This is a genomic window from Pantoea sp. Z09 (assembly GCF_022394795.1).
Classification (GTDB): domain Bacteria; phylum Pseudomonadota; class Gammaproteobacteria; order Enterobacterales; family Enterobacteriaceae; genus Pantoea; species Pantoea latae.
Map to the genome: position 1 here is coordinate 2,332,345 of NZ_CP092373.1, position 23,933 is coordinate 2,356,277.

20 protein-coding genes are annotated in these 23,933 nt (G+C 61.4%); 3 read left to right on the top strand and 17 right to left on the bottom strand.

Going from position 1 to position 23,933, the window contains the following annotated elements:
* The 3 genes from efeO to putP all read right to left on the bottom strand — a co-directional run bounded on the left by efeO (nucleotide 1) and on the right by putP (nucleotide 3,624).
* Nucleotides 1–1,122 (bottom strand): iron uptake system protein EfeO, encoded by a 1,122-nt coding sequence (efeO, locus tag MC269_RS11175; RefSeq protein ID WP_081141043.1) that lies wholly within the window; start codon nucleotides 1,120–1,122, stop codon nucleotides 1–3.
* A gap of 4 nt (nucleotides 1,123–1,126) precedes the next feature.
* Complete coding sequence (gene efeU, locus MC269_RS11180) at nucleotides 1,127–1,960, bottom strand: iron uptake transporter permease EfeU (RefSeq protein ID WP_239952442.1); 834 nt, start codon at nucleotides 1,958–1,960, stop codon at nucleotides 1,127–1,129.
* A 179-nt stretch (nucleotides 1,961–2,139) separates the two neighbouring features.
* A complete protein-coding gene (gene putP / locus MC269_RS11185) occupies nucleotides 2,140–3,624 on the bottom strand; it encodes a sodium/proline symporter PutP (RefSeq protein WP_081141041.1) in 1,485 nt (494 codons plus the stop codon).
* Nucleotides 3,625–4,074: 450 nt separating this feature from the next.
* Here putP and putA point away from each other — a divergent pair, with 450 nt between their 5' ends.
* Nucleotides 4,075–8,025: a trifunctional transcriptional regulator/proline dehydrogenase/L-glutamate gamma-semialdehyde dehydrogenase gene (gene putA / locus MC269_RS11190; protein ID WP_081141040.1), complete on the top strand. Its 3,951-nt coding sequence runs from the start codon at nucleotides 4,075–4,077 to the stop codon at nucleotides 8,023–8,025.
* A gap of 195 nt (nucleotides 8,026–8,220) precedes the next feature.
* Here putA and MC269_RS11195 read toward each other — a convergent pair whose 3' ends face one another.
* The 8 genes from MC269_RS11195 to hinT all read right to left on the bottom strand — a co-directional run bounded on the left by MC269_RS11195 (nucleotide 8,221) and on the right by hinT (nucleotide 14,375).
* Nucleotides 8,221–8,763 (bottom strand): glycine zipper 2TM domain-containing protein, encoded by a 543-nt coding sequence (locus tag MC269_RS11195; protein ID WP_081141039.1) that lies wholly within the window; start codon nucleotides 8,761–8,763, stop codon nucleotides 8,221–8,223.
* A gap of 293 nt (nucleotides 8,764–9,056) precedes the next feature.
* Entirely contained in the window at nucleotides 9,057–10,361 is a 1,305-nt protein-coding gene (locus MC269_RS11200) for an NAD(P)/FAD-dependent oxidoreductase (protein ID WP_239952443.1), read from the bottom strand.
* A gap of 210 nt (nucleotides 10,362–10,571) precedes the next feature.
* Nucleotides 10,572–11,114: an alpha/beta hydrolase YcfP gene (gene ycfP / locus MC269_RS11205; RefSeq protein WP_239952444.1), complete on the bottom strand. Its 543-nt coding sequence runs from the start codon at nucleotides 11,112–11,114 to the stop codon at nucleotides 10,572–10,574.
* Between the two features lie 36 nt (nucleotides 11,115–11,150).
* A complete protein-coding gene (nagZ, locus tag MC269_RS11210) occupies nucleotides 11,151–12,194 on the bottom strand; it encodes a beta-N-acetylhexosaminidase (RefSeq protein ID WP_239952445.1) in 1,044 nt (347 codons plus the stop codon).
* A gap of 35 nt (nucleotides 12,195–12,229) precedes the next feature.
* Complete coding sequence (gene thiK, locus MC269_RS11215; protein ID WP_371824337.1) at nucleotides 12,230–13,033, bottom strand: thiamine kinase; 804 nt, start codon at nucleotides 13,031–13,033, stop codon at nucleotides 12,230–12,232.
* A complete protein-coding gene (gene lpoB, locus MC269_RS11220) occupies nucleotides 13,017–13,622 on the bottom strand; it encodes a penicillin-binding protein activator LpoB (RefSeq protein ID WP_239952446.1) in 606 nt (201 codons plus the stop codon). The genes thiK and lpoB overlap by 17 nt, the downstream gene beginning before the upstream one ends.
* 10 nt (nucleotides 13,623–13,632) lie before the next feature.
* Nucleotides 13,633–14,001: a YcfL family protein gene (locus tag MC269_RS11225; RefSeq protein ID WP_239952447.1), complete on the bottom strand. Its 369-nt coding sequence runs from the start codon at nucleotides 13,999–14,001 to the stop codon at nucleotides 13,633–13,635.
* Nucleotides 14,002–14,024: 23 nt separating this feature from the next.
* On the bottom strand, nucleotides 14,025–14,375 hold the full coding sequence (gene hinT, locus MC269_RS11230) for a purine nucleoside phosphoramidase (RefSeq protein ID WP_081141032.1): 351 nt from the start codon (nucleotides 14,373–14,375) through the stop codon (nucleotides 14,025–14,027).
* Nucleotides 14,376–14,728: 353 nt separating this feature from the next.
* Here hinT and MC269_RS11235 point away from each other — a divergent pair, with 353 nt between their 5' ends.
* Both MC269_RS11235 and MC269_RS11240 read left to right on the top strand, forming a co-directional pair.
* Entirely contained in the window at nucleotides 14,729–16,321 is a 1,593-nt protein-coding gene (locus tag MC269_RS11235) for an MFS transporter (protein WP_081141031.1), read from the top strand.
* A 9-nt stretch (nucleotides 16,322–16,330) separates the two neighbouring features.
* Entirely contained in the window at nucleotides 16,331–17,470 is a 1,140-nt protein-coding gene (locus MC269_RS11240; protein WP_239952448.1) for a glycoside hydrolase family 105 protein, read from the top strand.
* Between the two features lie 425 nt (nucleotides 17,471–17,895).
* Here MC269_RS11240 and ptsG read toward each other — a convergent pair whose 3' ends face one another.
* The 6 genes from ptsG to pabC form a co-directional block, all read right to left on the bottom strand.
* Nucleotides 17,896–19,329, bottom strand: coding sequence for a PTS glucose transporter subunit IIBC (gene ptsG, locus MC269_RS11245; RefSeq protein WP_239952449.1), 1,434 nt, complete (start codon nucleotides 19,327–19,329; stop codon nucleotides 17,896–17,898).
* A 285-nt stretch (nucleotides 19,330–19,614) separates the two neighbouring features.
* The gene (locus MC269_RS11250; protein WP_239952450.1) at nucleotides 19,615–20,406 is read right to left on the bottom strand and encodes a metal-dependent hydrolase; all 792 of its coding nucleotides are present in this window, start codon (nucleotides 20,404–20,406) and stop codon (nucleotides 19,615–19,617) included.
* Nucleotides 20,407–20,425: 19 nt separating this feature from the next.
* Entirely contained in the window at nucleotides 20,426–21,415 is a 990-nt protein-coding gene (gene holB, locus MC269_RS11255; protein WP_239952451.1) for a DNA polymerase III subunit delta', read from the bottom strand.
* Nucleotides 21,412–22,044 (bottom strand): dTMP kinase, encoded by a 633-nt coding sequence (gene tmk, locus MC269_RS11260; protein WP_239952452.1) that lies wholly within the window; start codon nucleotides 22,042–22,044, stop codon nucleotides 21,412–21,414. The genes holB and tmk overlap by 4 nt, the downstream gene beginning before the upstream one ends.
* The gene (mltG, locus tag MC269_RS11265) at nucleotides 22,034–23,053 is read right to left on the bottom strand and encodes an endolytic transglycosylase MltG (protein WP_239952453.1); all 1,020 of its coding nucleotides are present in this window, start codon (nucleotides 23,051–23,053) and stop codon (nucleotides 22,034–22,036) included. The genes tmk and mltG overlap by 11 nt, the downstream gene beginning before the upstream one ends.
* A complete protein-coding gene (gene pabC, locus MC269_RS11270) occupies nucleotides 23,050–23,862 on the bottom strand; it encodes an aminodeoxychorismate lyase (RefSeq protein WP_239952454.1) in 813 nt (270 codons plus the stop codon). The genes mltG and pabC overlap by 4 nt, the downstream gene beginning before the upstream one ends.
* Nucleotides 23,863–23,933: the final 71 nt, after the last annotated feature.

Sequence of the window (23,933 nt, forward strand, 5' to 3'; positions counted from 1 at the left end):
CTAATCGAGACCTAAGGTTCCACGCAGCAAAGAGAGATCTTCCGCCAGCGCGGTAATCGGTCCTTTCAGCGCATTGCGATCCGCGCTGGTCAGCTTCTCATAGGAGGCAAAGCCCTCGCCCGTGCGGTATTTGCTCAGGATGGCGTCGACTTTCTTAAAGTTTCCGTCCACCTTCGCCAGCAGCTGCGGATTCGCCTGCTGCAGCTGCGGACGCAGCAGATCGACAATCTTTTGCGCGCCGTCGATGTTCGCCTGGAAATCCCACAGGTCAGTGCGGCTGTAGCGATCCTCCTCGCCGGAAATCTTGCTAGAAGCGACCTCTTCGATCAGGCCCGCCGCGCCGCCGACCACTTTCACCGGCGGGAACGCCAGCTCGCTGATGCGGGTCTGCAGATCCTGCACATCGCGGTTCAGCTGGGTGGCGTAGCCTTCCATGCCCTTAGTGTTGTTGTCGCTGAACAGCGCCTTCTCCAGACGGTGGAAGCCGGTGAATTTCGGATCTTCCGCTTTTTTCTCGTAGTCGTCTTCGCGCGCGTCAATGCTGCCATCCAGATCGGAGAAGAGTTCGGCGATCGGCTCGATGCGCTCGTAGTGCTGGCGCGTCGGCGCGTAGAGCGAGCGGGCTTTCGCCAGATCGCCCGCCTTCACCGCGTGGGTAAAGGCTTCGGTGCTGGCGACCAGCTGCGCCACTTCCTGCGTCACATAGGCTTTATAGGCGGTGATCGGGCCGGCGAGCGCCAGCACGTCCGGCTTGCCACCTTTTGCCGCAGGCGAGGCGTCGCCCTCGACGATCAGTTTGCCCTTGGGATTGCTCAGCAGGCCGCAGGTCATCTCATATTCGCCTGCTTCCAGGTTGGCGGTCAGCTTCTGGCTGAAGCCCGGCGCGATATTCTCGCGCTCTTCCACCACCAGCACCCCTTTCAGGATTTCCCACTCCAGCGCTTTCTGACTGTTGTTTTTAATTAAAAACTGGGTTTTGCCCGCTTTGACGGTGAGCTGCATTGGTTCACACTGCGTATCCGTCACGCTGACCTGAACCTGAGGAATATCGGCCGCCGCAGCGGCGCCCGACAGCGCCAGCAAGGAAGCCAGCACGGTTTTGCGGCGAAAGCGAATCTTCATAGAGTTATCCCTGTTTAGTCGAAAGTTGGCGCGCCGGACGCGCCGGCAGTAAAAACAGCAGCAGCGCCGGAATCAGATAGAGGAAATAGACCGCCACTTCGCTCACGCTCGGCGTCTCCTGATAGCCCAGCACGCCCTCAAGCAGCGTGCCTGCCAGCGAATGGGTAGAGAGCACGCCGCTCAGATCGAAGGCGACGGTTTGAAACTGGTTCCAGAGGCCCGCCTCATGGAAGGCGCGGATCGCGCCCGCCGCCAGCCCGGCGGCGACAAACAGGATAAACAGGCTGCTCCAGCGAAAGAAGTGCGCCATATTGAGACGCACGCCGCCCCAGTAGAGCAGCATGCCCAGCGCCACGGCGGTCGCCAGCCCCAGCACCGCGCCGATCGGCGGCGCATAGCCGACATCCTGCGTAAAGGCAGCCAGCAAGAAGAACACCGACTCCAGCCCTTCGCGCGCCACGGCGAGAAACACCATCAGCACCAGCGCCAGCCCGCCGCGTCCTGACCGGTTCAGCGCCTGATCCACCGCCTGCTTCAGCGCCACGCGCATATTGCGCGCTACTTTACGCATCCAGAACACCATCGACGTCAGGATAGCCACCGCCACCACGGCGACGATGCCCTCAAACAGCTCCTGCTGCTTTTGCGGAAACTCGCCGGTGGTCTGGTTGATGAAAATGCCGAGCGCCAGACAAAGCGCGGCGGCGACAAAGACGCCCGCCCAGAGCGCCGGGAACCACTGGCTGCGCCCGGTGCGCTTCAGATAACCGGCAATCAGGCTAACGATCAGCGCTGCTTCGAGGCCTTCGCGCAGCATGATAAGAAAGGGAACAAACATAGCTGACCTCTGGAATGTTAAGCAGCGTCAATCGCGGGTAAAGTTAGGTAAAATGCGAACGATACCGATTATCATTATCGCGGAAGAAAAAACAAGTAATCCTCCGAAATTATTTGTGGCCCTGCAGACGCAAAAAAGCCCGCTTTCAGGGAGAAAACGGGCTTGTATGTTGTAACAAATTACTTAGTCAGGTATTCAGCCTCGGCGGCGTCGAAGCGCTGCTGCGCGGCGGCAGACGGCGCGCGACCCAGCAGGCTAAAGAGCACAATCGCGATGCTGGCGAAGGCGAAGCCCGGAATGATCTCGTAGAGATCGAGCCAGCCATACTGTTTCCAGATCAGCACCGTCGCTGCGCCAATCACCATGCCCGCCAGCGCGCCGTTGCGCGTCATGCGTTTCCAGCAGACGCCGAACAACACCACCGGGCCGAAGGCCGCGCCGAAACCGGCCCAGGCGTAGCTCACCAGGCCCAGCACGCGGTTGTCTGGGTTGGAGGCAAGCGCAATCGCCACCAGCGCCACCAGCAGCACCATGGCGCGGCCAAACCACACCAGCTCTTTCTGGCTGGCGTTTTTACGCAGGAAGCCTTTGTAGAGATCTTCCGTCAGCGCGCTGGAGCAAACCAGCAGCTGGCAGCTCAGCGTCGACATCACTGCCGCCAGAATGGCCGAAAGCAGAATGCCAGCGATCCACGGGTTGAACAGAATGCGCGCCAGTTCGATAAATACGCGCTCGCCGTTGCCGCTAACGTTCGCCGCCTGCTCGGGGTGGTTCTGGAAATAGGCGATACCGAAGAAGCCAACCGCCACCGCGCCTGCCAGACAGAGCACCATCCACGCCATGCCGATGCGGCGCGCGGTGCGGATCGAGCGGTGCGAATCCGCCGCCATAAAGCGCGCCAGAATATGCGGCTGGCCGAAATAGCCGAGTCCCCAGCCGAGCAGCGAGATCACCGCGACAAAGTTGAGCCCCTTCAGCATATTGAGGTTTTCGATGCTCTTGGCTTCGATGACCGCCAGCGAATCGTTCAACCCGCCAACGGCGACAATCACGATAACCGGCGTCAGGATCAGGGCGAAAATCATCAGGCTCGCCTGCACGGTGTCGGTCCAGCTCACCGCCAGGAAGCCGCCCACCAGCGTATAGAGAATGGTTGCCGCCGCACCGGCCCACAGCGCGGTTTCATAGCTCATGCCGAAGGTGCTTTCGAACAGGCGCGCGCCCGCCACCACGCCAGAGGCGCAGTAGATGGTGAAGAAAATCAGGATCACCAGCGCGGAGATAACGCGCAGGATTTTGCTGTTGTCTTCAAAGCGGCTGGTAAAGAAATCAGGCAGCGTCAGGGCGTTGTCGTGATGCTCAGTCTGCACGCGCAGACGGCCCGCGACGATTTTCCAGTTAAGCCAGGCGCCGATGGTCAGACCGATGGCGATCCAGCTTTCCGAAATGCCGGAGAGAAAAATTGCACCAGGCAGGCCCATCAGCAGCCAGCCGCTCATATCCGACGCGCCTGCTGAGAGCGCCGTCACGAAGCTGCCCAGACTGCGTCCGCCGAGAATGTAATCGTCAAAGTTTTTTGTGGATCGGTAGGCGATAAAGCCTATTAGCACCATCCCAAGGATATAAATTACAAAAGTCACCAGCATCGGTGTGCTTACACTCATTCGTCTCTCCACTTTATAGTTGATTTCCCGAGAGAAACCGCACTCTGCCGCGACGCCGGAACGGGACGACGCGGCAGGTTTTTGTCCAGATTCAGGCGCGTGACGTTTCCTGAGGCGCGGTATCCTGCCGGAAAGGTGCGACGCGCACAATGGATTTAACACAGGCATCACAGGGATTTCACCTGTTAATGGCTAAATTTTGCTAACAGGTTGCACTCGCTCACAGTTCGTAAGTTGCACTCCTGATAACCCTCACAAATGCAGTGAGTTAGCGCCGTGTCATTCTGGCGAGATTCTTGCAGCAAGTTCCGTGCCGTCTTTTTTAGCATTAACAAATTACTCATTAAAAAGGCTGCTACACAGGTCACACTTAACACGGTTGCACAAAGTTGCAACATCAGTAATAGTGCTGCCCACGCAGTAAGATACAGACACAGGAGCAGAGACGTCATGGGCACGACTACCATGGGGGTGAAGCTGGATGAAGCCACCCGCGAACGCATTAAACTGGCGGCGCAGAAAATCGACCGCACCCCGCACTGGCTGATTAAGCAGGCGATTTTCAACTATCTCGGCCAGCTGGAGAGCGGCGACGCGCTGCCGGAAATCCCCATGACGGCGGGCACGCTGGCGGAGCCGGAAGAGAACGCGCCGGAAGAGACGCATCAGCCCTTCCTCGACTTCGCCGAACATATTCTGCCGCAGTCGGTGGCGCGCGCCGCCATTACCGCTGCCTGGCGCCGTCCGGAAACCGACGCGGTGCCGATGCTGCTGGAACAGGCGCGCCTGCCGGCGGCGCTGGCGGAGAAAACCCATCAGCTCGCCTACAGCCTTGCCGACAAGCTGCGGCACCAAAAAGGGGCAACCGGACGCGCCGGTATGGTGCAAAGCCTGCTGCAGGAGTTCTCGTTATCTTCTCAGGAGGGCGTGGCGCTGATGTGCCTGGCGGAGGCGCTGCTGCGTATTCCCGACAAGCCGACGCGCGACGCGCTGATCCGCGACAAAATCAGCAACGGCAACTGGCAGTCGCATCTCGGCCGCAGCCCTTCCCTGTTCGTCAACGCCGCCACCTGGGGTCTGCTGTTTACCGGCCGTCTGGTTTCCACGCATAACGAAGCCAACCTGTCGCGTTCGCTGAACCGCATTATCGGCAAGAGCGGCGAGCCGCTGATCCGAAAAGGGGTCGATATGGCGATGCGTCTGATGGGCGAGCAGTTCGTGACCGGCGAAACCATCGCCGAGGCGCTGGCGAACGCGCGCAAGCTGGAAGAGAAAGGCTTTCGCTACTCCTACGATATGCTGGGCGAAGCGGCGCTGACCGCCAGCGACGCCAAAGCCTATCTGGTCTCCTACCAGCAGGCGATCCACGCCATCGGCAAAGCCTCCAACGGACGCGGCATCTATGAAGGGCCGGGCATCTCTATCAAGCTCTCCGCCCTGCATCCGCGCTACAGCCGCGCCCAGTACGACCGCGTGATGGAGGAGCTTTATCCGATCCTCAAATCCCTGACGCTGCTGGCGCGCTCCTACGATATCGGCATTAATATCGACGCCGAAGAGGCGGACCGTCTGGAGCTGTCGCTCGATCTGCTGGAAAAACTCTGCTTCGAGCCGGAGCTGGAGGGCTGGAACGGCATCGGCTTCGTGATCCAGGCCTATATGAAGCGCTGTCCGTTCGTGATCGACTCGCTGATCGACCTGGCGCAGCGCAGCCGTCGCCGCCTGATGATCCGCCTGGTGAAAGGCGCCTACTGGGACAGCGAAATCAAACGCGCCCAGGTGGAAGGCCTCGAAGGCTATCCGGTCTACACCCGCAAGGTCTACACCGATATCTCCTATCTCGCCTGCGCGCGCAAGCTGCTGGCGGTGCCGAACCTGATCTACCCGCAGTTCGCCACCCACAACGCCCATACGCTGGCGGCGATCTATCAGCTGGCGGGCAATAACTACTACCCTGGCCAGTATGAGTTCCAGTGCCTGCACGGTATGGGCGAGCCGCTCTATGAGCAGGTGGTCGGCAAAGTGGCGGACGGCAAGCTGAACCGCCCGTGCCGCATCTATGCGCCGGTCGGCACCCATGAAACCCTGCTCGCCTATCTGGTGCGTCGCCTGCTGGAAAACGGCGCCAACACTTCGTTCGTTAACCGCATTGCCGACACCACGCTGCCGCTCGACGAGCTGGTGGCCGATCCGGTGGCGGCGGTCGAGAAGCTGGGCGCGAGCGAAGGCGCGATTGGCCTGCCGCATCCGAAAATTCCGCTGCCGCGCGATCTCTACGGCGCGGGACGCAGCAACGCGGCGGGCATCGACATGGCCAACGAACATCGCCTGGCGTCGCTCTCCAGCGCCCTGCTGAGCAGCGCCGCGCAGCCCTGGCTGGCGCAGCCGATCATCGACGGCGAGCTGGGCGACGGCGAGGCGCGCGCGGTGCTGAACCCAGCCGCGCCGGGCGATATCGTCGGTCAGGTGCGCGAGGCCAGCGAGGCAGAAGTGTCGCGGGCGCTGGATGCGGCGGTCAACGCCGGTCCCATCTGGTTCGCCACGCCGCCGGACGAACGCGCGGCGATCCTTGACCGCGCCGCGCAGCATATGGAAGACGGCATGCAGCAGCTGATCGGCATCCTGGTGCGCGAAGCGGGCAAAACCTACAACAACGCCATCGCCGAAGTGCGCGAGGCGGTCGATTTCCTGCGCTACTACGCTGGCATGGTGCGTCACGATTTTGATAACGAAACCCATCGCCCGCTTGGCCCGGTGGTCTGCATCAGCCCGTGGAACTTCCCGCTGGCGATCTTCACCGGCCAGATTGCCGCCGCGCTGGCGGCGGGCAACAGCGTGCTGGCCAAGCCAGCGGAGCAGACGCCGCTGATCGCCGCGCAGGCGGTGCGCATCCTGCTGGACGCGGGCGTGCCGGCTGGCGTCCTGCAGCTGCTGCCGGGCAACGGCGAAACCGTCGGCGCCCAGCTGACCCGCGATGCGCGCGTGCGCGGCGTGATGTTTACCGGCTCCACCGCCGTGGCGACGCTGCTGCAGCGCAACCTGGCCGGTCGTCTCGATCCGCAGGGCCGTCCGACGCCGCTGATCGCCGAAACCGGCGGGCTGAATGCGATGATCGTCGACTCCTCCGCCCTGACCGAACAGGTGGTGGTCGATATTATGGCGTCGGCGTTCGACAGCGCCGGACAGCGCTGTTCGGCGCTGCGCCTGCTCTGCATTCAGGATGATGTGGCGGATCACACCCTGAAGATGCTGCGCGGCGCGATGGCCGAATGCCGCATGGGCAACCCGGAGCGCCTCTCTACCGACATCGGCCCGGTGATCGACGCCGAGGCGAAAGCCAATATCGAGCGCCACATCCAGGCAATGCGCAATAAAGGCAATACCGTTTATCAGGCGGCGCAGGAGCATCCGCAGGATCGCGCCGAGTGGCAAAGCGGCACCTTTATCAAGCCGACGCTGATCGAGCTGGATCAGGTCAGCGATCTCGACCAGGAGATTTTTGGCCCGGTGCTGCACGTGGTGCGCTTCGCGCGCAACGCCCTGCCGCAGCTGATCGATCAGATCAACGCCGGTGGCTACGGCCTGACGCTGGGCGTGCACACCCGCATCGATGAAACCATCGCGCAGGTCACGGCCAACGCCAAAGTCGGCAACCTCTACGTCAACCGTAATATGGTGGGCGCGGTGGTCGGCGTGCAGCCTTTCGGCGGCGAGGGGCTTTCCGGTACCGGCCCGAAAGCGGGCGGTCCGCTCTACCTTTACCGCCTGCTGGCCAGCCGTCCGGAAGCGGCGCTAAGCAAAACCTTCGATCGTCAGGACAGCGAGCGTCCGGCGGACGGCACGCTGCGCGAGGCGCTGCTGGAGCCGCATAAGGCGTTGACCGCCTGGGCGCAGCAGGATAAGCCGGAGCTGGCCGCCATCTGCCAGCGCTACGCCACCCTGGCGCAGGCGGGCACCGTGCGGCTGCTGACCGGTCCAACCGGCGAGCGCAATACCTTCTCGCTGCTGCCGCGCGAAGGCGTGCTCTGCCTCGCCGACAACGAGCAGGATGCGCTGGTGCAGCTGGCGGCGGTGACCAGCGTCGGCAGCCAGGCGCTGTGGCCGGACGACGAGCTGCACCGCAAGCTGCGCGGCACTCTGCCGCAGGCGGTGCAGGCGCGTATCGCGCTGGCGAAGGATCCGCTCGCTGCCCACTTCGACGCGGTGATCTACCACGGCGACGCCGATCAGCTGCGCACGCTGTGCGAGCAGATTGCGGCGCGCGACGGCGCGATTGTCTCGGTGCAGGGCTTTGCGCGCGGCGATACGCAGCTGCTGCTGGAGCGTCTGCTGATTGAGCGCTCGCTGAGCGTCAACACCGCGGCGGCGGGCGGCAACGCCAGTCTGATGACCATCGGCTAATCAATCTCGCGAACGGATGAGACGGCCCGATCGCAAAGACGCAAAAAACGGCATCCCTGCCAGCTCGGTCCGCGTCATCCCTGACGCGGACGCTTTGCTCCTCGAGCCGTCTCATCCGTATCAGCACCATAAAAAAAGGCCCATCTTGCGATGGGCCTTTTTACTATGGGTGTGCTGTGTGGGAATCTTTGCCCGTTAAGCCTGATTACTGTTCAGGATGAGCTGGCCGTTACGGTCCAGCGGGATGCGGGTGCCAGGGTCGTTTTCCATGCGGATTTTGCCCTGCTGGTTGCCTATTTTATAGGTCACGTCATAACCCAGCATCTTTTCTTGTTTATCGTAAACCGTTTTGCAGCGCTGCTCTGAGGTGGTGTAGGTGTCGCGATCCTGCAAACCGCCCTGCACCTGGTTGCCGGCATAGCCGCCCGCCAGCGCGCCTGCGACCGTGGCCACATCGCGACCGCGTCCACCGCCGAACTGGTGACCCAGCACGCCGCCTGCTACCGCGCCCAGCACCGAACCGGCGATGCGGTTTTCATCCTGCACCGCGCGACGATGAGTCAGGGTCACGTTGCGACACTCTTGTCGCGGCTGCTTAATGCTCTCTTTGATCGGCGTCGCGGAAAGCACCTGCGCATACTGCGGGCCACGGTCAAACACATCCATGCTGGCGACAGCCGCCACGCCCAGCGCTGCTGCTACACCGATACCGATACCCGCTAACATTGATTTATTCACAGGATTGTCCTCCTGAAGTTGTTACCGTGCATGCGTGCCGCGACGATGTCCCCTGTCGCTGTGGCACAGAACGGCGTGCACGACCCGCCGTATCGTTGCAAGAAGTTTTACAGATGGCCCGAAATTGCAACATCAGATTAATGGAGGAAAACGCACCGCAGGCGGATCAGGACCAGCTTTTCGGAGAGTTCTGAGCAGGCTCGACCCACGAATTTCAATTAATTTGTGTTATGGGTCAGCGGGTTAAGGGGCGGAACAGGCGGGAAAAGGCGGCTTGCGCCGCCTGTCAAACATTAGTGCAGCTTGAGGCGCGGACGGATCACGCGGTTCAGGCTGCCGACCAGCATCATCAGCGCGGTCTTGAAATAGCCGTGGAGCGCAATCTGGTGCATACGATAGAGAGAGATGTAGACAAAACGCGCGATGCGCCCCTCTACCATCATTGAACCGCGCATCAGGTTGCCCATCAGGCTGCCGACGGTGCTGAAGCGCGACAGCGACACCAGCGAGCCGTGATCTTTGTAGACGTAGGCTTTCAGCGGCTTGCCGCTGCGCTGGGCGAGGATATTCTCCATCGCGCGCGACGCCATCTGGTGCGCCGACTGGGCGCGCGGCGGCACGAACCCGCCTGACGGCAGCGCGCAGGAGGCGCAGTCGCCGATGGCGTAGATATCGTCGTCCAGCGTGGTTTGCAGCGTCTCTTTCACCACCAGCTGGTTGATGCGGTTGGTCTCCAGTCCGCCAATCTCTTTCAGGAAGTCCGGCGCCTTGATGCCCGCCGCCCAGACCATCAGATCCGCCTCGATAAATTCGCCGCCCTTGGTGTGCAGGCCGTTTTTATCGGCGCTGGTCACCATGGTTTGCGTCAGCACGCGCACGCCGAGCTTGGTCAGCTCGCTGTGCGCGGCGGCGGAGATGCGCGGCGGCAGCGCAGGCAGAATACGCTCGCCCGCTTCCACCAGCGTGACGTTGAGCGCCTCGCTGCTTAACCCTTTATAGCCGTAGCTGTGCAGCTGTTTCACCGCGTTGTGCAGCTCGGCCGACAGCTCGACGCCGGTAGCGCCGCCGCCGACGATGGCGATATTGACCTTCTCCAGCCGGCCTTCGCTGGCGGAGAATTTCAGGAACTGGTTCAGCATCTCATTGTGGAAACGCTGCGCCTGATGCGGGTTGTCGAGGAAGATGCAGTGATCTTTCACGCCCGGCGTGCCGAAGTCGTTGGAAGTGCTGCCCAGCGCCATCACCAGGGTGTCGTAGGCCAGCTCGCGCTGCGGCACCAGCACTTCGCCATTGTCGTCGCGCATCTCCGCCAGCTCAATGGTTTTGCGCTCGCGGTTGATATTGGTCAGCGAGCCGAGCTGGAACTGAAAGCCGTGATTACGCGCGTGCGCCAGATAGCTCAGCGCGTCGATGCCTTCGTCCATCGAGCCGGTTGCCACTTCATGCAGCAGCGGTTTCCACAGATGGCTGTGGTTGCGATCCACCAGAATAATCTCGGCTTTCTTCTTGCGGCCCAGCTTATGGCCGAGCTGCGTGGCCATCTCCAGCCCGCCCGCGCCGCCGCCGACAATAACGATTTTTTTCATGGATGTAGTCAACAAGACCCCCTCAAATTGTGAACCAATAGTTAATCAATGGTTAAATTAAACCTTAATAAACATAGGGTTGGCGAAGTTAAAATCGCTGCTGAGGGCAGAATAGCATGCAGAGGGAAGATGGTCATACCAAAATTGATCCACATCAATTACTCTGCGGACAACTCGGAATATTACGCAAAAAGCCAGGGCGCCATTCAGGCGCCCTTCGGTTTAACTTAATGTTTTAAAAGCATTAATGCGTTGCAGATGGGGCGAGATATTGCGGAACTTGTGGCTCTCGACCTCATCCCAGACGATCTCATAAAAGGGATGCAGGGTCTGCGCGCTGCGCTGGCTCTCCAGCGCCTCGTCGCGACGCGACAAAAACACCAGGCAGCGATCGCGGTTTTTCTCGCGAAAATCGCTGACGCACTTGGTGGCGATATCGAGATACTCTTCCGGCCGGTCGATTTTCCCCTCCATATTCTCGAAGGGAAAAAGGTTGGGATTGAAAATCGCCTGCCGAATGCCGCAGAGAAAGCCGATGCGCTCCGCCCAGTAGCCGCCGAGGCCGACGCCGCAAATCAGCGGCTGGGCGCCGCCGCCGCGCGTCAGCAGCTTGTCGGTCTCTTTCAGCAGGAACTGCATATCGTGTTTAGGATGGCGGGTGCTGTAGCCGATCATCCTGACGTCAGGATCGATAAACTGCAGCTGCAGCACCTTTTCATGATTGCCTGGGCTGTTGGAATCGAAACCGTGCAGATAAATAATCATGATGCTCCTCAGCGTTGGGCGCGCCGGGAGAACGGATTACTTCCCTGACGCTTTGTGTTCCAGCCAGCGCGCCTGCAGGTTGCTTAGCTGCTGCGCGTTCTGCTTCCAGCGCGCGCTCTGCTGCAGGCTCTGACGGGTAAGAGTTCCCCGATGGTACAGGCGCGGCACGCGTTCAGCGCCGATCGCGATCAAATTATCCAGCACGCTGATCGCGCCCTGCCGCTGGTTGCAGACCAGAATCATGTCGCATCCGGCCGACAGCGACTGCTGCGCGCGCTCCGCGTAGCTGCCCATGATGGCGGCGCCCTCCATCGACAGGTCGTCGGAGAAGATGACGCCATCGAAGCCCAGCTCCTGACGCAGCACCGTTTTCAGCCAGTAGGGCGAGCCGCTGGCGGGCAGCGGGTCGATCTCAGTATAGATAACGTGCGCCGGCATCACGGCGTCCAGCGCGCCTTCGTCGAACAGCGCCTGGAAAATCGCCATATCGTGACGACGCAGCGTCTCCCGATCGCGCGGGTCGCGCGGCGTCTCTTTGTGCGAATCGGCGCTCACCGCCCCGTGGCCGGGAAAGTGTTTGCCGGTGGTTTTCATGCCCGCTTCGTGCATGCCGGCAATAAAGCGGCGCGCCATCGCCAGTGCAATCTGCGGATCCTCATGGAAGGAGCGGTCGCCAATCGCCGCGCTGATATGGCCCAGATCGAGCACCGGCGCGAAGCTGATGTCGATATCCATGGCGATCATCTCCGCCGCCATCTGCCAGCCTGCCTGCTCCGCCAGCTCGCCGCCGGTTTGCGCATCGTGCAACGCCGCGAAAGACTGCATCGCCGGCAGCGTGGTGAAGCCGTCGCGGAAGCGCTGCACGCGTCCGCCCTCTTGATCCACCGCCACCACCAGCCGGGTACGCGACGCGTCGCGGATCTGGCGCACCAGCTCGGCCAGCTGCGCCGGATCGTGATAGTTGCGCGCAAACAGGATCACGCCGCCTACGGTGGGATGCTGCAGAATATCGCGTTCTTCTGCATCCAGTTCAAAACCTTCGACATCCAGCATCAGCGGGCCGGGATGTTGTGTCGTCATTATCTGTTCCTGACGCGGCGTCGTCGCCGCGCGAATTAAAGGTGTTGCCAGCTCAGCCGCGCCAGCTGACGCAGCTGTGGGTCGTCGCCTTGCTCGGCGCGCAGCTGATACCAGCTGGCCATCAACAGCCGCAGCCAGGGCTGCCAGCGCGTCGCCTGACGCGCCAGCGCCACAGGCGACAGGCAAGCCGCCTGCGCATAGGCATCAAGCCAGCGCGCCGCGTGTTCAGGATCGGCGGCGCACAGCGCCGCCAGCTCCAGCGCCACGTCGCCGTCCGCGGCGTACTCCCAGTCGATCAGGTGCAGGCCGCGCCCATCAGCAATCAGATTGCCGGCGTGCACGTCCATATGCAGCGGCGCCAGGCGCAGCGGCCGCGGTTCGCCCCTGCGCGCAAGCCGCCGCAGCGCGCGCTGCCAGCGCAGGTTGCGCTTTTCACAGAGCTGCCAGTAGCGCTGCAGCAGCGGCAGCAGATGCAGCCGGTAGCCGGTCAGCGGCTGCTGATGCAGGCGCAGCAGCAGCGCGATTACCTCCTCGCGGCGCTGCTGGAAACCGTGCGGCGACAGGGCTTCGCCCTCTTGCCACGGCAGCACCAGCCGCCGCGCCTCGGCGATGACCGGACGCGGCGTCAGGCCGCTGGGGTGCAGTTTGCGCAGCAGGCGGGCTTCGCGCTGGCGATCGACAAAGGGGATCGGCGAGCACGGCGCAGGACGCAGGACGAAGGCGCCCTGCTCGTTCACCAGCCTGCTGCTGTGGCCGCTTAGCCCCTGCAGCGGCGTCAGGCTTCCTGCGCCGCCCAACAGGGTGTTATCCCGCAGCCAGCGATCAATTCTGGGCGACACCCTTGCCGGACCAGATAATCTCGCCGGTCTGCACCAGCATCAGCTGCATCTGCAGCGTCGGGGTTTTCACATCGCCCTGCGCGGTGCTGTAGAGCACGTACTGCGCGTTCAGCGTGCGGGCCAAACCGATCGCCTTGCTGCGCGAGTTAAGGCTGTCGTCCGGCGAGAGTCCCAGCGTCTGCTTGGCCTGCGCCAGCTGATCGTTGGTCACCAGCTGGAACTTGCCGTTGTTGGCCAGCGCGTTTTGAATCGCATTGGTGGCTTTTTCGCTCTGCAGCGCGCCGTTGGTGCTGTTTTTGATGCGATCCACCATCAGCACGCTGCCCGGCGCGGCGCCATTGGAGGAGCGCAGCATCTGCGCCACCAGCGGCTGTACGCTGGCGTCCCAGTTGATGGTTTTGAGCTTCGGTGGCTGCGGCACCGGCTGCGTCGGTTCTGGAACCGGCTGCGGCTGCGGCACGGGCTGCGGCTGGGTCGGTTCAGTGGGCTGCGTCGGTTCAACGGGCGCAGGCTGCTGCTGTTTAATCACGCAGCCGGAAAGAATGAGCGCCATTAGCAGCGCTCCGGAACGAGGGAGTCGGCGAATCACGTAGCAATCCTCAGAGATAAAGATAGAGACGAACCTTGCTGGCCGTCAGGTTGCCCATTTGGGAAGCGGCGACAATGCTGCCGTGCGCCGGAACGGTGACCCTTTGCGCCGGTTCGCGCGGCGTAATTTCCAGGCCTTTGTCGTCATACCAGTAGTAACGATAGTGGATCACCACCGGCGTTTCGCGCTGATTATAGAGCACGCTGCGCGCGCGCTGCTGCCCATCCTCTTCATCGACCACCGGCTCGTCGGTAATGATGCCGGCGGAGAGCACAGACGACTCCATCACCAGCGACTGCGACGTATCGATCTGCGGTTTATCACTGCTGCAGCCTGCCAGTGTCAGCAGGAGCGGCAGGCACATCAGCCATTGACGCATAGCTCGCTTCCGTGTGGAAAAAATCAGTCGGCCAGCATCGGACCCAGCGGACGGCCGCCGAGCAAATGCATATGAATGTGATACACCTCCTGACCGCCGTGGCGATTGCAGTTGACGATCAGACGGTAGCCGTCTTCGTCAATGCCCTCGGCGCGCGCGATTTTCGCCGCCACGGTGAAGAGACGGCCCAGCGCCTGCTCGTGAGCCGGCAAGGCGTCGTTGGCGGTAGGAATCAACACGTTGGGGACAATCAAAATATGGGTCGGCGCTTTGGGAGAGATGTCGCGAAACGCGGTGACCAGCTCGTCCTGATACACCACGTCGGCGGGGATTTCGCGACGGATGATTTTACTGAAAATGGTTTCTTCAGCCATGGTGCAATTCCTTAAGCCTGATTGACAGTCGATCAGTATGCGTGAGGAATTTGATTTCTTTCAAGCTCAGGGCCACTTTTCCCTGATTAACTGCCTGCCTTTGCGCCATTTTTGCGCGTTCTTTTCCCTGTGCGCCGCTTCGCAAATTAGCGCTTTGCCTTACTGTAAAATGAAACGCTGTTTTATAAATTAGAAATACGCCGCCCTTTTCTTTGCATTTTTGCCAGACACGCCAGGACTCTGTCGAAAATGCGAAGGTTTACCCTGGCCTGCGGCTCTACTTTCTATCTATTCCGAGTATGTCGTCCGGATAACAAGGGATGTATGACAATGGCAATAAAAGGAGCATCCGTATGCGCTCACGTAAAATTGGTTTTGGCCACTATCTGGCTTATGGTTCCGGGGATTTTCTTGGCGCAGGCACCACGGCGCTAACCGCCGCCTGGCTGCTTTACTTCTACACCACCTTCTGCGGACTCAGTCCGATTCAGGCGACCTTTATTTTCGCCGCTGCGCGCGTGCTGGACGCCGTGGTCAGCCCGCTGATGGGCTTTCTGACCGATAATTTCGGCTCCACCTGGCTGGGGAAACGCTTCGGCCGCCGCAAGTTCTTTATCCTGCTCGGCATTCCCTGCGTCTTTAGCTACAGCCTGATGTGGCTGAGCGATATGGGATTCTGGTGGTATCTCGCCACCTACCTGCTGTTTGACGTGGTCTACACCATGATCCTGGTGCCTTACGAGACGCTGGTGCCGGAGATGACCGACGATTTCAAACAGAAAACCCGCTTTTCCGGCGCGCGTATCGCGCTAGCGCAGCTGTCGGCGATTCTCGCCGCCTTCCTGCCGGGCATTCTGATCGGCGCGCTGGGCAAAGACAACCCGCTCTCCTTCTTCTACGCCAGCTTGGTGTTCTCGGTAATCTGCGCGCTGGTATTGACCCTGGTCTGGATCTTCACCTGGGAACGCGATCCCGCCGACTTCTCCGAAGAGTCGCGCCGCGCCGAAGAGGAGAAACAGCAGTTGACGCTGATGCAGAATCTGAAGCGTCTCTACGTCGAGCTTGCCTCGACGCTGCGCATTCGTATTTTCCGTCAGCATCTTGGCATGTACCTGGGCGGCTATATCGCGCAGGACGTCTTTAACGCGGTGTTTACCTGGTATGTGGTGTTTGTGCTGATGCAGAGCGCGCAGATCGCCTCTAACCTGATGGGCACCATGGCGGTGCTGCAGTTTATCGCCGTGATGGGCATGATCCCGCTCTGTATCCGCATGGGACCGGCGCCAGCCTATCGTCTGGTGGTGGTGCTGTTTGGCATCGCCGCGCTCTCCTACGCCGGGCTCTGGTATGCGGGCATGAACGACAACTTCTCTCTGCTGCTGCTGATCTCCGCGCTGGCCGGTCTGGGCCGCGGCGGCATTAACTATGTGCCGTGGAATACCTACACCTATATCGCCGACGTGGACGAGGTGATCACCGGCCAGCGCCGCGAAGGCATTTTCGCCGGCATTATGACCCTGACGCGCAAAGCCTCTCAGGCGGGCGCGGTGATGCTGGTCGGCGTCGTGCTGCAGCTCTCCGGCTTTGTCTCCGGCCAGGCGACACAGGCGCCGGGCGTTGGCCACACCATTCTGGGCATTCTCAGCCTCGGCACGCTGTGCGTGCTGGCCTGCGGATTTATCGTATCGCTGCGCTTTAAGCTGAATCTGCAAACCCACACCGTGCTGCGCGAGGAAACGCTGAAAATGCGCGAAGCCGACCGCGTCCTGCCGGAGCGCATTGCGCCGGAAGCGCGCGAGATTGTCGAAACCCTCGCCGGCATGCCTTATGAAAATCTCTGGGGCAACAACAATATCGGCTTCCTTAACCGTCATAAACCGGCCGCGCCGCCGCTGAAGTCTGCGCGTCCGATCGCGTCTCCCCTTACTACGACCTTGAAACGATAGGAATGAACCATGACTGTATTTCCTGTGAAACAGAGTGCTCTTTTGTGCCAACCAGAATTTCTGCTGCCGCGCCAGGAGCTGTTGCAACTGATTCACAAGCTGACGCAAAACCTGGTGAATATCACCGACGAAACGGGAGAATTTCTGCTGCGTCTTGACGACGGACGCGTGATTGACACCAAAGGCTGGGCAGGCTGGGAGTGGACGCACGGCATCGGCCTTTACGGCATGCTGCACTTCTACCAGCAGACGGGCGATCGGCAAACGCTGAGCATTATCGACGACTGGTTCGCCGCACGGCTGGCGGAAGGCATGCCGACCAAAAACGTCAATACCGTCGCGCCCTTCCTGACACTGGCCTACCGCTACGAGGAGACCGGCAACGCCGCCTGGCGCCCGGTGCTGGAGCGCTGGGCGGAATGGGTCATGTACGAGATGCCGCGCACCGAGCAAGGCGGCCTGCAGCATATCGTCTATAACAACGAGAACCATCAGCAGCTCTGGGACGATACGCTGATGATGAGCGTGATGGCGCTGGCGAAAATCGGCCAGCTGCTTGACCGCCCGGAGTTTATCGAGGAGGCGAGCTATCAGTTCCTGCTGCACACTCAGTATCTGATGGATCGCCAGACCGGGTTATGGTTCCACGGCTGGACCTTCGACGGACGCCACAATTTTGCCAATGCGCGCTGGGCGCGCGGCAACAGCTGGCTCACCATCGTGATCCCTGACTTCCTTGAGATGATGAACTGGCCGGAGCAGCATGCGACGCGCCGTTTCCTGCAGCAGGTGCTGGAGAGCCAGGTTAAAGCGCTGCGCGAATGTCAGCATCCGAGTGGTTTGTGGCATACGCTGCTCGACGATCCTGAGAGCTATCTGGAGGCGTCGGCCACGGCGGGCTTCGCCTACGGCATTATTAAGGCGGTGCGTAAACGCTATCTCAGCGCCGACTATCTGCCGACCGGCATCGCCGCGCTGCGCGGCGTGCTGGCCAATATCGACGAAGATGGCGAGCTGAAACAGGTGTCGTTCGGCACGGCGATGGGCAGCGACCTCGACTACTACCGCAACGTGCCGCTCACCTCGATGCCCTATGGTCAGGCGATGGCGCTGCTGTGCCTGACGGAGTATTTGCGCGTTTACCTCTGATAGAGCATCCAGAGAAAAAGCCCCGTGTGTGCGTAATGCTTGTCAGTGAAGCATGGGGTGATAACGCAGTCTGGTGCCGCTCAGGGCACCCTGTCTGAGGCCACCGCGCCTTCTCTGCTGTAGAGGGCTATTCGCAGCGCTGAGGCGGAAACGTTGTGCCAGGAGCCGGTCGCAGGGATACGACAGGCAGTTCGGGCAGGCCAGGATGGCCGTACCCGAACGGTCCGGCCGGCACGACGTTGCAGCCGAAGGCTCCGCGTAGCGGCGCGAGGACGGCCCGGCAGCAGAGGAGGCGCGGTGGCCCCCACCGGCATGTTCATACGTGCATAAGAAAAGGCCGCTATTTAGAGAAAATAGCGGCCTTGCCTGAACATCACTTTAACTGAAAAGCCCCGCATATGCGGGGCTTTTTTCTTACCTACGCATTACATGCTGCGAATGTAGTCATCCATATCGGTTTTCAGGTTATCGGACTTGGTGCCGAAAATCGCCTGAACCCCAGAGCCGGCCACCACGACGCCACGCGCGCCGAGGCTCTTCAGCTCATTCTGGTTAACCTTGCCCACATCCGCCACGCTCACGCGCAGACGGGTGATACAGGCGTCCAGGTTGGTGATGTTCTCTTTGCCGCCGAAGGCCGCAACCAGTTTGCCCGCCATCTCGCTGCCGGTCGCAGAAGTGGACTCGGTGGTCGTCTCTTCGCGGCCAGGGGTTTTCAGGTTCAGCTTGACGATCAGCAGACGGAAAATGGTGTAGTACACCAGACCGTAGATGATGCCGACAATCGGGAACAGCCAGATTTTGCTGCTGTTACCGCTCAGCACGATAAAGTCGATCAGGCCATGCGAGAAGCTGGTGCCGTCACGCATGCCGAGCAGGATACAGATCGGGAATGCCAGACCAGCCAGAATGGCGTGGATCACATAGAGGATCGGCGCAACGAACATAAACGAGAACTCGATCGGCTCGGTGATGCCGGTCAGGAACGCGGTCAGCGCAGCGGAGATCATGATGCCGCCCACTTTGGCGCGGTTCTCAGGCTTCGCCGAATGCCAGATAGCGATGGCTGCCGCCGGCAGGCCGTACATCTTGAACAGGAAGCCGCCAGAGAGTTTGCCCGCAGTCGGATCGCCCGCCATATAGCGCGGAATATCGCCGTGGAAAACCTGACCCGCCGCGTTGGTGAACTCGCCGATCTGCATCTGGAACGGCACGTTCCAGATATGGTGCAGGCCAAACGGCACCAGCGCGCGCTCGACGACGCCGTAAATACCGAAGGCGACCACCGGGTTCTGATACGCGGCCCACTGCGAAAACTCCTGAATCGCTGAACCAATCGGTGGCCAGATAAAGGAGAGCAGCACGCCCAGCACGATCGCCGCCAGGCCAGAAATAATCGGCACAAAGCGCTTACCGGCGAAGAAGCCCAGATACTCTGGCAGCTTGATGCGGTAGAAGCGGTTGAACATATAGGCCGCTATTGCACCGGCGATAATGCCGCCCAGCACACCTGTGTCCGCCAGATGATGCGCAGCAATCTCTTCCGCCGACAGATGCAGCACCAGCGGCGCGACCACCGCCATGGTTTTCACCATGATGCCGTAGGCCACCACCGACGCCAGCGCGGAGACGCCGTCGTTGTTGGTAAAGCCGAGCGCTACGCCGATAGCGAAGATTAGCGGCATATTAGCAAACACCGAGCCGCCCGCTTCCGCCATCACATGGGAAACCACGGCCGGCAACCAGCTAAAGTTAGCCGAACCGACACCTAATAAAATGCCGGCGATCGGCAGAACCGATACCGGCAGCATGAGCGATTTACCGACCTTTTGCAGGTTCGCAAATGCGTTCTTGAACATAGCCTGAAGCTCCTGAGTATGAGTGCGATTTTGCGCAGTGCGCGGGGTCGTGGGGGAGGATCCGCAACCCAATTGACGGTGACCGCCTTTTAATTATTACGAAGGGTAAAATAAATCCCTCAGCGTTACTTTGATGACTATCACGTTTCCAGAATTCATCACGGTTGATAGCAGAAGATTCTGAGTGACTCAGTGTCAGATTGCACCATAAAACAACAGCCCTGGCGCGAAAAACAGGGCTATTGTTGGCGATTACTGAATTATTACAGACTTTGAAATAAACGCTTAGCCGCCAAGGCGGCTCATCGGCACCTGGAAAAGCGTCGAGAAGTTTTGCGTGGTGGCTGCGGCCAGCGTGTCGATATCAACGCCTTTCAGCACGGCGAGATAATCCGCCACGTCGCGCGTGTAGGCGGGCTGGTTCTCTTTGCCGCGGTAGGGCACCGGCGCCAGATAGGGCGAGTCGGTCTCTACCAGCATGCGATCCAGCGGCACATAGCGCGCCGCGTCACGCAGCTGCTCGGCGTTGCGGAAGGTAACGATGCCGGAAAAAGAGATATAGAAGCCCATGTCGAGCAGCTTCGCCGCTGTGGCCTGATCCTCGGTAAAGCAGTGCAGCACGCCGCCGCAGCGCTCTACCTGCTCTTCGCGCAAAATCGCCAGCGTATCGTCGCGCGCGTCGCGGGTATGCACGATGATCGGCTTGTTCAGCGCGATGCCGGTGCGGATATGCTCGCGGAATGATGCCTGCTGCTGCGCTTTGGTTTCCTGCTGGTAGTAGTAGTCGAGGCCGGTTTCGCCCAGCGCCACGACGCGCGGATCCGCCGCCAGGCGACGGAACTCTTCCACGTCATAGGGCGCTTCCTGATTCAGCGGATGCACGCCGACCGAGAGCGCAATATTGTCGCGCTCGCCCACCAGCGCTTTCAGCGTATGAAAGCCGGGCAGCGTGGTGGCGATCGCCAGCATAAATTTCACGTCGCGCGCGGCGGCTTTGGCGATCACGTCGTCGAGATCGCGATGGCTCTTTTCATAATCCAGGCCATCAAGATGGCAGTGGGAATCCACAATAAACATAGTTACTCTCGTTTTAACGTTAAGCGACAACGCCGGGCTTGCGTCTGTCGGCCCAGCTCAGAAGTCGGTCGGTTAACAGAAGTTCGCGGTTAACAGCGGCAACATGGATCAGCTGCTCCCGACACTGCATCCACTCGCGCGCGCTCTCATCCAGCGCGCGAGAGGAAAAGGTGTCGGCAAGCAGTGCCACCACATCCTGCCGATCGGGATTGCTCAGCCAGCGGGTGGCGCCCTGCTGCCATTTTAACGCGTCCACCAGCAGCGCCAGCAGCCAGCTGATGCGCGCGGCGACATCTTCGCTGTTCAGCGCCGGCAGCAGCTGCAGGATATCCTGACGCAGCGCGGCGGGCAGCGCGTTGCAGAGGGTCTGACGCGCCTGCCAGCGCGCCGGCTCCAGCAGCTGCAGCGCGGCGGCGGGCGCGCCGGCGCTCAGGCGCAGCGCGGCCTGCAGCGCCGCCTCGTCCTGCGACATCTGACGGCTCAGCCACTGCAGGCTCTGCGCCTCGTCCGGCGGCGTCAGCGAGAGCGCCATACAGCGGCTGCGCAGCGTGGCTAACAGGCGCGACGGCTCGCGGCTGCTGAGGAAGAACCAGCTGTTGGCCGGCGGCTCCTCCAGGGTTTTCAACAGCGCGTTCGCCGCCGATTCGCTCAGCTGCGCGGCGTCGGGCAGCCAGACCACTTTCGCCCCGCCCTGCTGGGCAAAGTGATAGAGTTTCTCCGTCACCTGGCGCACCGCGTCGATGCCCAGCGTGCTCTTGCCCTTTTCCGCCTCGAGGCGATACCAGTCGGGATGCGTCTGCGCCTGCATCAGCTGACAGCCGTGGCAGAGGCCGCAGCTTTTCAGCCCGTCCCGCTGCTGGCACATCAGCCAGCGGCTGACGCCCCACACCAGCGCGTCGTCGCCCATGCCGTCAATCGCCTGAATCAGCAGGGCGTGATGCGCCCGTCCCGCCTGATGCTGGCTGATAATGTGTCGGTAAGGCTGATTCAGCCACGGATACCAGTTCATGCCTGCTGTTCCAGCCAGCGCGTCAGGGTGGTTTTAATTGCCTGCGTCACGCTGTCGAGCGGCTGGGTGGCATCCACGGTAAGAATGCGTTCGTCGTCGGCCGCCAGCGCCAGATAGCGCGCGCGGGTGCGTTCAAAAAAGCGCAGCGACTCCTGCTCAATACGATCCAGTTCACCACGGGCGCGGGCGCGCTGCAGGCCGATTTCCGGCGTCACGTCGAGATAGAGCGTCAGATCGGGGCGGAAGTCGCCCAGCACCGCGTCGCGCAGGGTGCGCATCAGCGTGCTGTCCAGCCCGCGGCCGCCGCCCTGATAGGCCTGCGAAGAGAGGTCGTGGCGATCGCCGATCACCCAGGCGCCGCGCGCCAGCGCGGGCTTGATCACCGTGTCGACCAGCTGGACGCGCGCGGCGTAGAGCATCAGCAGCTCCGCTTTGTCGGTGACCTGCTCTCCCTCGATGCCCTGCTTCACCAGCACACGCAGCTGCTCCGCTAGCGGCGTGCCGCCCGGCTCGCGCGTGAAGACGATATCCTGCACGCCGCGCTCGCGCAGCGTGGCGACAATGGCCTCGCGCGCCGTGGTTTTCCCGGCGCCTTCCAGGCCTTCAATGACGATAAAGTTACTTTTCATCTTTTTCCTTCAGCGTTTTCCGGTAGGCCTGTACCGCCTGATTATGGCTGGCGAGATTGGTGGTAAAGGTATGACCGCCCTTGCCGTCCGCGACGAAATAGAGGTAATCCGTTTTTTCCGGATGGGCCGCCGCTTCCAGCGACGCTTTACTCGGCACGGCGATCGGGCCAGGCGGCAGACCGCTAATGGTATAGGTATTGTAATCGGTCGGCGTCTCGAGGTCTTTACGCGTCAGGGTGCCGCTGTATTTATCGCCCATGCCGTAGATCACCGTGGGATCGGTTTGCAGCTTCATGCCGGTGCGCAGGCGGTTGATAAACACCGAGGCGACGCGGGCGCGCTCGGTGCTGACCGCCGTCTCTTTTTCAATCACCGACGCCATGGTCACCATCTCATGCGGATTCTTATAGGGCAAATCCGCCATGCGCGTTTTCCAGATCTCATCCACCAGCGTTGTCATGCGGGCGTGCGCGCGCTGCAGCAGCGCGATATCGCTGGTGTTGGCGGTGTAGAGATACGTGTCCGGGTAGAAGCTGCCTTCCAGCGCCAGCGGATCGATGTTCAGCGCCTTCGCCAGGGTGGCGAACTGGTCATCATTCAGCTGGTGTTTGATGTAGGGCGCGGCGCGCAGCTCGCCGAGCCAGTCCTTGAGCCGCTGCCCTTCGACCAGCCGCAGCGGAAACTGCGCCTCTTTGCCGCTGGCGAGCAGCGCCAGCAGCGCGCGCACCGTCATGCCTTTTTCCAGCCGATAGGTGCCCGCTTTAAACCGGGCCAGTTCCGGCTCCAGCTTCAGCAGCGGGCCGAACCAGATGCTCGGCGGGATCAAATGCTGGCTCTCCAGCTGCGCCTCCAGTGCCACCCGGCCGGTGCCGGCCGGCAAGGTGTAGATCGTTTCGCGATCGATGGTTAACGGCGTCGCGGCGAAACGCTGGATCTGCCAGTAGCTGAAGGCGGCCGTCACAGCCAGCAGCACGATGACGGCGGCGAGAATTTTTTTAGTTCGACTCATTTTGCTTCCATTAAATGACAACTGTCCTGTAACCGGTGATAGAGCGAGCGCGCGCTGAACAGCCTGTCGTCCAGCTGCCGCACCGGCAGGAGCGGCATGAGGGCGTTGCAGATCACGATTTCGTCGGCCGCCAGCAGCTGCGCCGCCTCCGCGCGAACAACGTGACAAATCTGCCCGGCGGCGGCCATCTGCGCCATCAGGTGGCGCCGCATAACGCCGTCGACGCCAGCCTGGCTCAGGTCGGGCGTAAAGACGTTTTCGCCCTGCCGCCAGAATAAATTGGCCGCACAGCATTCCACCACGGCGCCTGCAGTGTCAAGCACCAGCGCCTCGTCGGCGTCGCTCTGGTCGAGATGCGCGCGGATCAGCACCTGCTCCAGCCGATTAAGATGTTTAATGCCCGCCAGCAGCGGATTTTGCGCCAGCCGCACCGGGCTGGTTTGCAGCCTGACGCCCTGGGCGCGCAGCGGCTGATAGTGGCCTGGCCAGGGGGAGACCGAGACGATGCGCGTGGCGTCGCTGACGCCGCGGCGGCTGTAGCCGCGCCCGCCGGATCCGGCGCTGAGGATCACTTTCAACACGCCCTGCGCGTGCGGCTGCGCGGCGGCGCGCATTTCGCTCTCCAGCCGCGCCCAGTCAACCGGCGGCATCATCAGCCGCGCGCAGCCCTCGCGCAGCCGGCGCAGATGCGCCTCCAGCAGCTGCACGGCGCCATGACGAATGGCCGCCGTGGTAAAGCAGCCGTCGCCGAACTGGGTGGCGCGGTCGCTGGCCAGCAGCGTGGGCTGCTCCGTTCCGTTTATCCACATGGCTCTCTCTCGCAGGGAAAAGGGGTATGGTAGCGCGTTGCGTGGTGATAATCCGTTTCAGGGTTTTTCTG